Source organism: Streptomyces sp. NBC_00016 (assembly GCF_045040885.1).
GTDB classification, from domain to species: domain Bacteria; phylum Actinomycetota; class Actinomycetes; order Streptomycetales; family Streptomycetaceae; genus Streptomyces; species Streptomyces coriariae.
This window is the reverse complement of record NZ_CP108304.1, coordinates 4,169,948-4,182,837: the sequence shown is the minus strand read 5'-3', so window position 1 is coordinate 4,182,837 and position 12,890 is coordinate 4,169,948. Positions and strand designations below refer to the sequence as shown.

14 protein-coding genes are annotated in these 12,890 nt (G+C 68.7%); 11 read left to right on the top strand and 3 right to left on the bottom strand.

Features of this window, described 5'->3' with window-relative positions; genetic code table 11:
* Positions 1-373 precede the first annotated feature (373 nt).
* The 7 genes from infA to truA all read left to right on the top strand — a co-directional run bounded on the left by infA (position 374) and on the right by truA (position 4,659).
* Positions 374-595 (top strand): translation initiation factor IF-1, encoded by a 222-nt coding sequence (infA, locus tag OG933_RS18355; protein ID WP_003948620.1) that lies wholly within the window; start codon positions 374-376, stop codon positions 593-595.
* Between the two features lie 73 nt (positions 596-668).
* Positions 669-782 carry a 50S ribosomal protein L36 gene (gene rpmJ, locus OG933_RS18350; protein ID WP_003998809.1) on the top strand — a complete coding sequence of 38 codons (114 nt, stop codon included), beginning with the start codon at positions 669-671 and terminating at the stop codon, positions 780-782.
* A gap of 229 nt (positions 783-1,011) precedes the next feature.
* A complete protein-coding gene (gene rpsM / locus OG933_RS18345; RefSeq protein ID WP_020132619.1) occupies positions 1,012-1,392 on the top strand; it encodes a 30S ribosomal protein S13 in 381 nt (126 codons plus the stop codon).
* A 71-nt stretch (positions 1,393-1,463) separates the two neighbouring features.
* Entirely contained in the window at positions 1,464-1,868 is a 405-nt protein-coding gene (gene rpsK / locus OG933_RS18340; RefSeq protein ID WP_010354218.1) for a 30S ribosomal protein S11, read from the top strand.
* 124 nt (positions 1,869-1,992) lie between these two features.
* Positions 1,993-3,015, top strand: a complete 1,023-nt coding sequence (locus tag OG933_RS18335) for a DNA-directed RNA polymerase subunit alpha (RefSeq protein WP_081553201.1) — start codon at positions 1,993-1,995, stop codon at positions 3,013-3,015.
* Between the two features lie 178 nt (positions 3,016-3,193).
* On the top strand, positions 3,194-3,691 hold the full coding sequence (rplQ, locus tag OG933_RS18330) for a 50S ribosomal protein L17 (RefSeq protein ID WP_020132192.1): 498 nt from the start codon (positions 3,194-3,196) through the stop codon (positions 3,689-3,691).
* A gap of 110 nt (positions 3,692-3,801) precedes the next feature.
* Entirely contained in the window at positions 3,802-4,659 is an 858-nt protein-coding gene (truA, locus tag OG933_RS18325) for a tRNA pseudouridine(38-40) synthase TruA (RefSeq protein WP_028807234.1), read from the top strand.
* Positions 4,660-4,687: 28 nt separating this feature from the next.
* Here truA and OG933_RS18320 read toward each other — a convergent pair whose 3' ends face one another.
* On the bottom strand, positions 4,688-5,560 hold the full coding sequence (locus tag OG933_RS18320) for a hypothetical protein (RefSeq protein WP_362517855.1): 873 nt from the start codon (positions 5,558-5,560) through the stop codon (positions 4,688-4,690).
* 439 nt (positions 5,561-5,999) lie between these two features.
* Here OG933_RS18320 and rplM point away from each other — a divergent pair, with 439 nt between their 5' ends.
* The 3 genes from rplM to glmM all read left to right on the top strand — a co-directional run bounded on the left by rplM (position 6,000) and on the right by glmM (position 8,636).
* Positions 6,000-6,443 (top strand): 50S ribosomal protein L13, encoded by a 444-nt coding sequence (rplM, locus tag OG933_RS18315; RefSeq protein ID WP_020132189.1) that lies wholly within the window; start codon positions 6,000-6,002, stop codon positions 6,441-6,443.
* Between the two features lie 40 nt (positions 6,444-6,483).
* Positions 6,484-7,005, top strand: a complete 522-nt coding sequence (gene rpsI, locus OG933_RS18310; protein WP_020132188.1) for a 30S ribosomal protein S9 — start codon at positions 6,484-6,486, stop codon at positions 7,003-7,005.
* 272 nt (positions 7,006-7,277) lie between these two features.
* Positions 7,278-8,636: a phosphoglucosamine mutase gene (glmM, locus tag OG933_RS18305; protein WP_054242352.1), complete on the top strand. Its 1,359-nt coding sequence runs from the start codon at positions 7,278-7,280 to the stop codon at positions 8,634-8,636.
* A gap of 183 nt (positions 8,637-8,819) precedes the next feature.
* On the opposite strand, the gene OG933_RS18300 is transcribed toward glmM, so the two are convergent.
* Both OG933_RS18300 and coaA read right to left on the bottom strand, forming a co-directional pair.
* Positions 8,820-9,758, bottom strand: a complete 939-nt coding sequence (locus OG933_RS18300; RefSeq protein ID WP_362517849.1) for a DUF389 domain-containing protein — start codon at positions 9,756-9,758, stop codon at positions 8,820-8,822.
* 16 nt (positions 9,759-9,774) lie between these two features.
* Positions 9,775-10,743, bottom strand: a complete 969-nt coding sequence (gene coaA, locus OG933_RS18295) for a type I pantothenate kinase (protein WP_200839773.1) — start codon at positions 10,741-10,743, stop codon at positions 9,775-9,777.
* A gap of 162 nt (positions 10,744-10,905) precedes the next feature.
* Between coaA and glmS the strand changes: the two genes are divergently transcribed.
* A complete protein-coding gene (glmS, locus tag OG933_RS18290) occupies positions 10,906-12,753 on the top strand; it encodes a glutamine--fructose-6-phosphate transaminase (isomerizing) (protein WP_405627867.1) in 1,848 nt (615 codons plus the stop codon).
* Positions 12,754-12,890: the final 137 nt, after the last annotated feature.

The window sequence follows — 12,890 nt, the reverse complement described above, 5'->3', positions numbered from 1 at the left end:
CCCGCCGCCCCTGCCCTTCCCGTCCCTGGGGGCGCTGCCCCCAGACCCCCCCTTTCGGCCTGGACGGCCTCGTCCTCGAACGCCGGACGGGCTGAGGTGCCGGGTGGGGTGAGACGTCTGCCCACGAGTCCCCCTTGGCCTGAAGGACCTCGTCCTCAACGCCGGACGGGCTGAGATGCCGGACGGGCTGAGAGGCCGGGTCGGGTGGGTGGTTCGCTTAAGGATCTCCTCTGTGGGGCAGACTTCCGGATTCGTGTTTCCGCGGGGCCTGACGTAGACTGACTCGTCGGCTCTCGTGCACCCGCATGTCTGCATGCACCCTTAGGGGAAACGCAGGGGAGTCGATCAAGGTAGTCGATTCGAAGGGCGAAGCGTGGCCAAGAAGCAAGGTGCCATCGAGATCGAGGGCACTGTCGTCGAGTCTCTTCCGAACGCCATGTTCAAGGTCGAGCTCCAGAACGGCCACCAGGTCCTGGCACACATCAGCGGCAAGATGCGTATGCACTACATCCGTATCCTCCCTGACGACCGGGTCGTGGTGGAGTTGTCTCCGTACGACCTGACGCGTGGCCGGATCGTCTACCGCTACAAGTAGATCTTGCCCAGGTCTTCGTGCGCCCGGTCGGGCGTTCGGGGCTGTCGGCAACTGACCCGGAGAACCTCACCCAATGAAGGTCAAGCCGAGCGTCAAGAAGATCTGCGACAAGTGCAGGGTGATCCGCCGTCACGGTCGGGTCATGGTCATTTGCGAGAACCCGCGCCACAAGCAGCGCCAGGGCTGATCGCTTACAGATCACACCCTCTGCATCGATATCGCAGAGACTTCGCGCGACGCGAGCTGAATTTGTTCATACGCAGATCCCAGGCGGGTTCTCCCTCCTGATACCCCCGGCTCGGAGGCCGGGGACCCATTCGTACCTAATCCTCCCTCGCTCATCGAGCGACAGGAGGAGGCCGGCGGATGGGAGTCGGTTCTGCGGAAGACCTCCGAAGATCAACTGGAGCCATTGAATGGCACGCGTTTCCGGTGTCGACATCCCGCGCGAAAAGCGTGTGGAGGTCGCCCTCACCTACGTGTTCGGCATCGGCCGGACCCTCTCCCAGGAGACGCTGGCAGCGACCGGCGTCGACCCGAACACCCGCGTTCGCGACCTCTCCGAGGAGCAGCTCGTCGCGATCCGCGAGTACGTGGACGCCAACATCAAGACCGAGGGTGACCTTCGTCGCGAGATCCAGGCCGACATCCGCCGCAAGGTCGAGATCGGTTGCTACCAGGGTCTCCGTCACCGTCGTGGTCTGCCTGTCCGCGGTCAGCGCACCAGCACGAACGCTCGTACCCGCAAGGGCCCGCGTCGCGCCATCGCCGGCAAGAAGAAGCCGGGCAAGAAGTAGTCCTCAGCGGGACAACGCTTCATCAGCGGTCTTCGCTGTAGGACCGACCACCTCCCCGTAGGAGTTTGTAGATGCCCCCCAAGGGTCGTCAGGGCGCTGCCAAGAAGGTGCGCCGCAAGGAAAAGAAGAACGTCGCGCACGGCCAGGCGCACATCAAGAGCACGTTCAACAACACGATCGTGTCCATCACGGACCCGGCCGGAAACGTGATCTCGTGGGCCTCCGCCGGCCACGTCGGTTTCAAGGGCTCGCGCAAGTCCACGCCGTTCGCCGCGCAGATGGCCGCCGAGTCGGCTGCCCGTCGCGCGCAGGAGCACGGCATGCGCAAGGTCGACGTCTTCGTCAAGGGCCCGGGCGCCGGTCGTGAGACCGCCATCCGCTCCCTGCAGGCGACGGGCCTCGAGGTCGGCTCCATCCAGGACGTCACCCCGACCCCGCACAACGGCTGCCGTCCGCCCAAGCGTCGCCGCGTCTGACGCACGGTTGTCTCAGGTTTGACCGGGGTCCGGGCGGTACGTCTCCTCGGAGGCGTGCCGCCCGTACCCTTGCATTAACAGCAGGACGTCAAATAGCGGGCGTCCATGACTGAAGGATCGCAACATGCTGATTGCTCAGCGTCCCTCGTTGACCGAAGAGGTCGTCGACGAGTTCCGCTCCCGGTTCGTGATCGAGCCGCTGGAGCCGGGCTTCGGTTACACCCTCGGAAACTCCCTGCGCCGGACCCTCCTGTCCTCGATCCCGGGTGCGGCGGTCACGTCCATCCGTATCGACGGCGTGCTGCACGAGTTCACCACCGTGCCGGGCGTCAAGGAGGACGTCACCGACCTGATCCTCAACATCAAGCAGCTGGTCGTCTCCTCGGAGCACGACGAGCCGGTCGTGATGTACCTGCGCAAGCAGGGCCCGGGTCTGGTCACCGCCGCCGACATCGCGCCCCCGGCCGGTGTCGAGGTGCACAACCCCGACCTCGTCCTCGCCACGCTCAACGGCAAGGGCAAGCTGGAGATGGAGCTGACCGTCGAGCGCGGTCGCGGTTACGTCTCCGCCGTGCAGAACAAGCAGCTCGGTCAGGAGATCGGGCGTGTCCCGGTCGACTCGATCTACTCGCCGGTTCTCAAGGTCACGTACAAGGTCGAGGCCACGCGTGTCGAGCAGCGCACCGACTTCGACAAGCTGATCGTCGACGTCGAGACCAAGCAGGCGATGCGTCCGCGTGACGCCATGGCCTCCGCCGGTAAGACGCTGGTCGAGCTGTTCGGTCTCGCCCGCGAGCTGAACATCGACGCCGAGGGCATCGACATGGGCCCGTCCCCCACGGACGCCGCTCTCGCCGCCGATCTCGCCCTGCCGATCGAGGAGCTCGAGCTCACCGTTCGGTCGTACAACTGCCTCAAGCGTGAGGGCATCCACTCCGTGGGTGAGCTCGTCGCCCGCTCCGAGGCCGACCTGCTGGACATCCGCAACTTCGGTGCGAAGTCCATCGACGAGGTCAAGGCGAAGCTGGCCGGCATGGGCCTCGCGCTCAAGGACAGCCCGCCCGGATTCGACCCCACCGCCGCCGCCGACGCCTTCGGCGCCGACGACGACGCGGACGCCGGCTTCGTCGAGACCGAGCAGTACTAAGAGCTCGGGACCGACTGCTGGTTCCTGGGTGCGGGTGCGCTGTGGCTTGTCGCGCAGTTCCCCGCGCCCCTTCCGACTCGCCCCTTCGGGGCGCGTCGGATCTTCGACGGGTAATCGCCCGCTCGGACACTGACCTCGGTACCTGATACGGCCGGGGCAGACACTTAGGAGAAAGACCATGCCGAAGCCCACCAAGGGTGCCCGTCTGGGCGGCAGCGCCGCGCACGAGAAGCTGCTCCTCGCGAACCTCGCGAAGTCGCTGTTCGAGCACGGCCGCATCACCACCACCGAGGCGAAGGCGCGCAAGCTGCGTCCGTACGCCGAGCGTCTGGTCACCAAGGCGAAGAAGGGCGACCTTCACAACCGTCGTCAGGTGCTCCAGGTGATCACGGACAAGAGCATCGTGCACACGCTCTTCACCGAGATCGGCCCGCGCTACGAGAACCGCCCGGGTGGCTACACCCGCATCACCAAGATCGGTAACCGTCGTGGCGACAACGCGCCCATGGCTGTCATCGAGCTGGTCGAGGCGCTGACCGTCGCGCAGCAGGCCACGGGTGAGGCCGAGGCCGCCACCAAGCGTGCGGTCAAGGAAGACAGCCTCAAGAAGGACGAGGCCGTCGAGGACGCCAAGCCGGCCGACGAGGCTGCGGCCGAGGAGTCCAAGGACGCCTGAGGCATCGCCTCGCAGTGGACGGGTCCGCCCTTCGGGGCGGGCCCGTTCCGCGTTTCCGGAGGCACCGCCGGAGGCGTCTTCGAAGGTCGCAGGCTTGAGAGGATCCAGGAGTGAGTGACGAAGTACAGCCCGGGTTCGTACGGGTGCGGATGGACCTCTCGTACGACGGGAGCGGGTTCTCCGGGTGGGCCAAGCAGGCCGGCGGGCGGCGGACCGTGCAGGGGGAGATCGAGGACGCCCTGCGGACCGTGACCCGGTCGAGGGAGACCACGTACGAGCTGACAGTGGCTGGGCGGACGGACGCCGGTGTGCACGCGCGCGGGCAGGTGGCGCACGTCGACCTGCCGGAGGAGCTGTGGGCCGAGCACCGGGAGAAGCTGCTCAAGCGGCTCGCCGGGCGGCTCGCCAAGGATGTGCGGATCTGGTCCCTGGAGGAGGCGCCCGCCGGGTTCAACGCGCGGTTCTCGGCGATCTGGCGGCGCTACGCGTACCGGGTCACCGACAACCCGGGGGGTGTCGACCCCCTGCTGCGCAGCCACGTCCTCTGGCACGACTGGCCGCTCGACGTCGACGCCATGAACGAGGCCGCCCGGCGGCTGCTCGGCGAGCACGACTTCGCCGCCTACTGCAAGCGGCGGGAGGGGGCGACGACCATTCGCACGCTCCAGGAGCTGAGCCTGGTGCGCGGCGAGGACGGGGTCGTCACCGCGACCGTCCGGGCCGACGCCTTCTGCCACAACATGGTGCGTTCGCTGATCGGGGCGCTGCTGTTCGTCGGCGACGGGCACCGGGGTCCGGAGTGGCCCGGGAAGGTGCTGGCCGCGGGCGTGCGGGACTCGGCCGTGCATGTCGTACGGCCGCACGGGCTGACGCTGGAGGAGGTCGGCTACCCGGCCGACGAGCTGCTCGCCGCACGCAACAAGGAGGCGCGCAACAGGCGGACGCTGCCCGGGGCCGGGTGCTGCTGACCTGCCGGCCCCGCGTCGGCGTCCGCGGTCAGTTCGCGGCCGCCGCGGACGCCTGGGCCTCGCCGCGCTGACGGATCCGCTGGAAGGTGAACTCCGCGAGATCGTCGCCCGCGGCGAAGACGGCCGTGTCCTTCGTGGTCACGTCCTTGCCGTCCGTGAAGCCGGTGATGGTGAAGTAGGCGTACCGGCCGTAGGAGTTGGTCGTCGAGCGGCAGATCGCGCCGTCGCAGAAGGTCTTGACGTCCCCGCCGGTGAGGGCCTTGACGATGCTCTGCTTGTCGGCCTGGCTCTTGACCTTGAGGGCCTGTGCCTCGGTGTCGAAGACCGCCACACCGACCGTGACCGCGATGTTGTCCTTGGTGTAGGTGATGCGCATGAGGCGGGTGCAGTCATTGGCGGTGAGCACCTTGGGCAGGGTGCCCTGGACGCCCGTGGTGCAGGTGGTGCTGTCGGCCTTGGGGCCCTTCTTGTACACGGCCGAGCCCATGGTCAGCTGGGTGCCGGGGAAGAGCAGGTCAGGCCCGTTGGGGGCGGTGTCCTTGGCCTTGCTGGCGACGAACTCCTTCGGGTCCAGCGGGGGCGGGGCGCTGGTCGGCGCGAAGGAGGGCGTGGTGGACGCGCTCGGCAGGTCGGTCGCGGGCAGCGAGGAAGTCGGCTTGTTCGCCTCGTCGCTGCCGTTCGCCGACACCACGGCCATGGCCACGGCGGTGCCGATGGCGAGCGTGGCGAGCGCGCCGCCGCCTATGAAGAACAGGCGACGGCGTTTGTTGCGCGTCTCGGACGCCTCCGCGAGTGCGGCCCAGTCCGGGGTCCGGCCGTCATCGCCGCTGGTCCACGGCTGCTGGGAGTTCGGTTTCCACGGATCCCACTGGGACTGAGGTCCCCCCTGCCCATAGCTCATGGGCCGCATCTTAGACGGGGAGCGGGGGATGCTGTTCCGCCTCAACCGGCGCTGAAGTCCCCGGTGTTCCCGGTGCGAGTGCGGGCAAACGTGACATCTCCGGGTGGTTGGTGCGGCATATTCGCAGGCCGGGACCTGTAGTGTGGCGCAGGCCACTCCGGGAGGGGGTTTCCGACGGCGGGTTCCGGTCAGGCTGACATGCTCACGTGTGATCGGATGGCAGGCCCGTTTTGACCCGGCCCCCGAGACGCGGGTATCCTGCATCTTCGTTGTGTATTGGCTTGCTCTTCTCACGGGACGGGCCCTTACACCGGTCCACCGGGCCGATGACCAGCGACCAGCACGCGGTTTGCGTCACCGCAGTGCGGTCTGGGCTGTCGTGATCGTCTTCGGTGACCTTGTCAGGACCAATTCACTGAAGAAGCGAAGGCTACGAACCGTGCGTACGTACAGCCCCAAGCCCGGCGATGTGACGCGCCAGTGGCACGTCATCGACGCTCAGGACATCGTCCTGGGCCGTCTCGCCACCACTGCCGCGTCCCTCCTCCGGGGCAAGCACAAGCCGATCTACGCGCCCCACGTCGACACCGGTGACTTCGTCATCATCATCAACGCCGACAAGGTGCACCTCTCCGGCAACAAGCGGACCCAGAAGATGGCGTACCGCCACTCCGGGTACCCGGGCGGTCTGCGCTCCGTGCGCTACGACGACCTCCTCGCGAACAACCCCGAGAAGGCCGTCGAGAAGGCCGTCAAGGGCATGCTCCCCAAGAACACGCTGGGCCGTCAGATGCTGTCGAAGCTGAAGGTCTACAAGGGTGACGTGCACCCGCACGCGGCTCAGCAGCCGGTGCCGTTCGAGATCACCCAGGTCGCGCAGTAATTCCGGCCACACCCCTAGCTGAAAAGAACTGAGGAGAACCGTGGCCGAGACCACTGCCGAGCAGCCGCTCGAAGAGACCGAGCTCGTCGACATCGACAGCTACACCACCGAGTCCGAGGTCCCCGTCGAGGGTGAGTACACCTCGGAGTCCCTCGCCTCCCGCTTCGGCGAGCCCCAGCCGGCCGCCGGCCTGGGTCGCCGCAAGAACGCCATCGCCCGCGTCCGGATCGTTCCGGGCACCGGCAAGTGGAAGATCAACGGTCGCACCCTCGAGGACTACTTCCCGAACAAGGTGCACCAGCAGGAAGTCAACGAGCCCTTCAAGGTGCTCGAGCTCGAAGGCCGCTACGACGTCATCGCCCGTATCTCGGGTGGCGGTGTCTCCGGTCAGGCCGGTGCGCTCCGTCTCGGTGTCGCCCGCGCGCTGAACGAGGCCGACGTCGACAACAACCGTGGCGCCCTCAAGAAGGCCGGCTTCCTCACGCGTGACGACCGTGCGGTCGAGCGCAAGAAGGCCGGTCTCAAGAAGGCCCGCAAGGCCCCGCAGTACAGCAAGCGCTAAGCTTCGCTGCCTGCTCGTACGTATTCCGGGTCGGACCCGTGCGGTCCGCTCGTACGTACTCCGAACGCCCCGGCGGCACGCCACAGTGTCGCCGGGGCGTTCGTTTTCTCGCAGCCGTGGGCGTATAACGGCACAAGGTGCTCAAAGGCTTGTGTGATCGGATGTTCAGGGCATCCAATGCCTGGATGCGGAGCCGCCGTCGACCGACTGGTCGGTCGATCGTCCGACGCACCCGCACGGCTTTTGAAACTGACGCTTCCTCAGGAGGACAAGTGGGACGACTCTTCGGCACGGACGGCGTGCGCGGTGTCGCCAACGCGGATCTGACGGCGGAGATGGCGCTCGGCCTGTCCGTCGCGGCGGCGCATGTGCTGGCCGAGGCGGGCACGTTCGAGGGCCACCGGCCGGTGGCAGTCGTCGGACGGGACCCGCGCGCGTCCGGGGAGTTCCTGGAGGCCGCCGTGGTGGCCGGTCTGGCGAGCGCCGGCGTGGACGTGCTGAAGGTCGGCGTGCTGCCGACGCCCGCAGTCGCCTATCTCACCGGTGTGCTGGGCGCCGACCTCGGCGTGATGCTCTCCGCCAGCCACAACGCCATGCCCGACAACGGCATCAAGTTCTTCGCCCGCGGCGGCCACAAGCTGGCCGACGAGCTCGAGGGCAGGATCGAGTCCGTCTACGAGGAGCACCGCACCGGCGCGCCCTGGAGCCGGCCCACCGGCAGCGGCGTCGGACGCGTGCGGACGTACGACGAGGGCTTCGACCGCTACGTCGCGCACCTCATCGCCGTGCTTCCCAACCGGCTGGACGGGCTGAAGATCGTCCTCGACGAGGCGCACGGCGCCGCCGCCCGGGTGTCGCCGGAGGCGTTCACGCGGGCCGGCGCGGAGATCGTGACCATCGGGGCGGAGCCGGACGGGCTCAACATCAACGACGGGTGCGGGTCCACGCACCTGGACAAGCTGAAGGCCGCGGTCATCGAGCACGGGGCCGCCTTCGGCATCGCGCACGACGGGGACGCCGACCGGTGCCTGGCCGTGGACCACACGGGTGACGAGGTCGACGGCGACCAGATTCTCGCCGTGCTCGCGCTGGCCATGCGGGAGCGGGGCGCGCTGCGGTCCGACACCGTTGTCGCGACCGTCATGTCCAACCTCGGCTTCAAGCTGGCCATGGAGCGGGAGGGGATCCAGCTCGTGCAGGCCGCCGTCGGCGACCGGTATGTGCTGGAGGAGATGAAGGAGCACGGGTACGCGCTCGGGGGCGAGCAGTCCGGGCACGTGATCATCCTCGACCACGCGACGACCGGTGACGGGACGCTGACGGGGCTGATGCTGGCGGCGCGGGTCGCCGAGAGCGGCCGTTCGCTGCGGGAGCTGGCCTCGGTGATGGAGCGGTTGCCGCAGGTGCTGATCAATGTGCCGGACGTCGACAGGTCGCGGGTGGGGGACTCTGCCGAGCTGGCGACTGCCGTCGGGGAGGCGGAGCGGGAACTCGGGGCCACCGGGCGGGTGTTGCTTCGGCCTTCCGGGACCGAGCCGCTCGTGCGGGTGATGGTCGAGGCCGCGGATATCGACCAGGCTCGGTCTGTTGCCGGGCGGCTGGCCGATGTCGTGAAGTCGGCGCTGGGCTGAGCGGCGCGCCCGTCTTCCGGGTGGGTTCCTGGCGCGTTCCTGGCGGGTTCGGGGTGGGGGTTCTGTGCGGTGCGGGCTGCGGGTTCGCCGTGGCTTGTCGCGCAGTTCCCCGCGCCCCTGAGGGCTCGGTGGCTGGGCGGTGTTGATCCGTTCCGTCGTGCTCCTGCGAGCAGGGCTCTCGCGCTAGCCCGCGTTGGTTCGGTCGCGTTGTCTGGCCCAGAGGTACTTCTGGGCCAGCAGGGTCAGGGTGCCGGCCAGGATGATGCCCAGGAGGTTCAGCAGGAGTTGTTCTGTCGAGCCCCGGGTTTGTGCCATGTCGCCGTAGCTGAGGGCCACGGCGGCGTTGGCGGCTGCCGGGACCGTCGTGACCGAGATGGCGACGCCCACCAGGGCGCCGGACTTCGCCGAGGTCAGGGAGAGGGTGCCGGCGGCGCCCGCCAGAACGGCCACGATGAAGGAGAAGGCGTCGGGGGCGTAGACGAAGCCGGTCTGGGGGCGGTCGGCCTCCAGTTGTTCCTTGCTGAACAGGTCGATCGCGTCCATGAAGAGGCTGAAGCCCACCGTCATCGCCATCGCCACCGCGAAGCCGACCAGCAGGGCGATCAGCGAGCGCAGGGCCAGGCGGGGAGCGCGCTGCACGATCGACGTGCAGACGCCGGCCAGGGGGCCGAACTCCGGGCCCACGGCCATCGCGCCCACGATCAGGACCGCGTTGTCGAGCACCACACCGCAGGCCGCGATCATCGTGGCGAGCGTGATGAACGCGAGATAGGTGACGGAGAGCGTCGACTCCTCGTGGGTGGCGTCCGTGAGGTGCTCCCACAGGACCGCGTCGGCACCCTCGCCCGGTGCCTCCGCCTCGGCCTTGTCGGCGCGCAGCGAGAGCGACAGGTCGATGTTCTCCACGGCGATCGAGCCGGTCTCGTCGAGGCCCAACCGCTGTAGTCCGGTGAGGAGTTCGTCGCCGGCTTCGCGTGCCACGTCGCACATCACGACATCGCCGGCCGGGTTGCGGGCCGCCCCCGGCACCACCACGAGGTGGGTGGTGCCGACGGTGTTCTCGATCAGGGCGACCACGTCGTCGGTGCTGCCCGACGGGGTGATCAGACGCAGGTGCAGCATGGAGGCAGGGTAGCCGTCAGAGTTTGCGCAGGCTCAGCCGCTGCACCTTGTGGTCCTGGCCCTTGCGGACGATCAGGGTGGCCCGGCCCCGGGTGGGCGCGATGTTCTCCACCAGGTTGGGCTTGTTGATGGTGCGCCAGAGGGTGCGGGCGTAGTCGACGGCCTCGTCCTCGGAGACCTGGGTGTACTTCCTGAAGTACGAGTCCGGTTTCTGGAAGGCCGTCTGACGGAGCTTCCGGAACCGGTTGAGGTACCAGCGTTCGATGTCCTCGGCGCTCGCGTCGACGTACACGCTGAAGTCGAAGTAGTCGGCGAGGCCGACGCGGGTGCGGCCGTCCTTGCCGGGCAGGGCGGGCTGAAGGACGTTCAGGCCCTCGACGATGAGGATGTCGGGGCGCCGGACGGTGAGCTTGCGGTCCGGGACGATGTCGTAGATCAGGTGGGAGTAGACGGGCGCGGTGACCTCGCCCTTGCCCGCCTTGATGTCGGCCACGAAGCGGGTCAGCGCGCGGCGGTCGTAGGACTCGGGGAAGCCCTTGCGGGACATCAGGCCGCGGGCCTCCAGCTCCCTGGTGGGGAGCAGGAAGCCGTCCGTGGTGACCAGCTCCACGCGCGGGTGCTCCGGCCAGCGGGACAGCAGGGCCTGCAGGAGCCGGGCGACGGTCGACTTGCCGACCGCCACCGAGCCCGCGACGCCTATCACGAACGGGGTGCCGGACTGGGAGCCCTGTTCGCCGAGGAAGGTGTTCAGGGCGCCGCGCAGGCCGTCGGTGGCGCCCACGTAGAGATTGAGCAGGCGCGACAGCGGCAGGTAGATGTCACGTACCTCGTCGAGGTCGATGACGTCACCGAGGCCGCGCAGCTTCTCGACCTCCTCGGCGGTCAGCGGCAGCGGAGTCTTCTCGCGCAGCGCGCTCCACTCGGATCGGGTGAGGTCGACGAAGGGAGTCGCCTCCGGCCTGTGCCGGTGGGCGCTCCGGGGCATCGGGGAGACCGGAGAGATCACAGTCCATTGTTAACGGAGTTTGAACAGGATGGTGGGTGGGGTCCGTCACGCCCGGCCGAGGGGGCGTACAGCCGTGGGAATTTCCGAAATCGGGCACGCGGAGGCTCTTTCCGGGCGTGATTCGGTCGTAGGCTGCGGCGCATGTGCGGAATCGTGGGATACGTGGGGTCTCAGTCGGCGCTGGAGGTAGTGCTGGCCGGGCTGAGGCGGCTGGAGTACCGGGGCTACGACTCGGCGGGTATCGCCGTGCTGGCGGACGGAGGGCTGGCCGCCGCGAGAAAGGCGGGCAAGCTCGTCAATCTGGAGAAGGAGCTCGCGGCCCGGCCACTGCCGACCGGGACGACGGGCATCGGGCACACCCGGTGGGCCACACACGGCGGGCCGACGGACGCCAACGCGCATCCGCATCTCGACAACGCCGGGCGGGTCGCCGTCGTGCACAACGGGATCATCGAGAACTTCGCCGTACTGCGGGCCGAACTGGCCGAGCGGGGGCACGAGCTGTTCTCCGAGACCGACACCGAGGTGGTGGCCCATCTGCTCGCCGAGGAGTTCTCGGTGACGGCCGACCTCGCCGAGGCGATGCGGCTGGTGTGCCGACGGCTGGAGGGGGCGTTCACGCTGGTCGCGGCGCATGCCGACGAGCCGGACGTGGTGGTCGGCGCGCGCCGGAACTCGCCGCTCGTGGTGGGCGTCGGGGAGGGCGAGGCCTTTCTCGCCTCGGACGTCGCCGCGTTCATCGCGCACACCCGGTCGGCGATCGAGCTGGGCCAGGACCAGGTCGTCGAGCTGCGGCGGGACGGTGTGACGGTGACCGGCTTCGACGGGCGCCCGGCGGACGTCCGGTCGTACCACGTCGACTGGGACGCGTCGGCCGCGGAGAAGGGCGGCTACGACTACTTCATGCTCAAGGAGATCGCCGAGCAGCCCAAGGCCGTCGCCGACACCCTGCTCGGCCGCATCGACGCCTCCGGCGCGCTGTCGCTCGACGAGGTGCGGATCCCGGCCTCCGAGCTGCGGGAGGTCGACAAGGTCGTCATCGTCGCGTGCGGTACGGCCTTCCACGCGGGCCTCATCGCCAAGTACGCCATCGAGCACTGGACGCGGATCCCGTGCGAGGTGGAGCTGGCCAGCGAGTTCCGCTACCGGGACCCGATCCTCGACTCGCGGTCCCTGGTCATCGCCATCTCCCAGTCCGGGGAGACGATGGACACGCTCATGGCGCTGCGGCACGCGCGGGAGCAGGGGTCCAAGGTGCTGGCGATCTGCAACACCAACGGGTCGACGATCCCCCGCGAGTCGGACGCGGTGCTGTACACGCATGCCGGGCCGGAGGTGGCCGTCGCCTCGACCAAGGCGTTCCTGACGCAGTTGGTGGCCTGCTATCTCGTCGCGCTGTATCTGGGCCAGGTGCGCGGCACCAAGTGGGGTGACGAGATCCGGGCCGTCATCCGGGACCTCGCGCAGATCTCCGGTGCGGTCGAGCGGGTGCTGGAGACCATGGGGCCGGTGCGGGAACTGGCGCGGTCCCTCGCCCACAAGGACACCGTGCTGTTCCTCGGGCGGCACGTCGGGTATCCCGTCGCGCTGGAGGGCGCGCTGAAGCTGAAGGAGCTCGCCTACATGCACGCGGAGGGGTTCGCCGCGGGTGAGCTGAAGCACGGGCCGATCGCGCTCATCGAGGAGGATCTGCCGGTCGTCGTGGTGGTGCCGTCGCCCCGGGGGCGGTCCGTCCTGCACGACAAGATCGTGTCCAACATCCAGGAGATCCGGGCCCGGGGGGCGCGGACGATCGTGATCGCGGAGGAGGGGGACGAGACGGTGGTGCCGTACGCCGACCATCTCGTGCGGATCCCGGTCACGCCGGTGCTGTTGTCGCCGTTGGTCGCGACGGTTCCGTTGCAGGTGTTCGCGTGTGAGCTGGCTACTGCGCGAGGCAACGAGGTGGACCAGCCTCGTAACCTCGCGAAGTCGGTGACGGTGGAGTGAGGGGTGGGGTGAGCGGGGGCGCCTGAGGGGGGTGGGGGTTCTCGCCGCGCGCGGGTGCGGGTGCGCCGTGGCTGGTCGCGCCCACGCGGCGGAGCCGCAGATCGACAGGGCCCCGCGCCTCTGGGGGCCGGACCGTC

Bases quoted from the DNA above. Each gene is read 5' to 3' on its own strand.
- rpmJ (WP_003998809.1), top strand. From the start codon at position 669: ATGAAGGTCAAGCCGAGCGTCAAGAAGATCTGCGACAAGTGCAGGGTG.
- rpsM (WP_020132619.1), top strand. From the start codon at position 1,012: ATGGCACGCGTTTCCGGTGTCGACATCCCGCGCGAAAAGCGTGTGGAG.
- rpsK (WP_010354218.1), top strand. From the start codon at position 1,464: ATGCCCCCCAAGGGTCGTCAGGGCGCTGCCAAGAAGGTGCGCCGCAAG.
- OG933_RS18335 (WP_081553201.1), top strand. From the start codon at position 1,993: ATGCTGATTGCTCAGCGTCCCTCGTTGACCGAAGAGGTCGTCGACGAG.
- rplQ (WP_020132192.1), top strand. From the start codon at position 3,194: ATGCCGAAGCCCACCAAGGGTGCCCGTCTGGGCGGCAGCGCCGCGCAC.
- OG933_RS18320 (WP_362517855.1), bottom strand. From the start codon at position 5,560: ATGAGCTATGGGCAGGGGGGACCTCAGTCCCAGTGGGATCCGTGGAAA.
- OG933_RS18300 (WP_362517849.1), bottom strand. From the start codon at position 9,758: ATGCTGCACCTGCGTCTGATCACCCCGTCGGGCAGCACCGACGACGTG.
- coaA (WP_200839773.1), bottom strand. From the start codon at position 10,743: ATGCCCCGGAGCGCCCACCGGCACAGGCCGGAGGCGACTCCCTTCGTC.
- glmS (WP_405627867.1), top strand. From the start codon at position 10,906: ATGTGCGGAATCGTGGGATACGTGGGGTCTCAGTCGGCGCTGGAGGTA.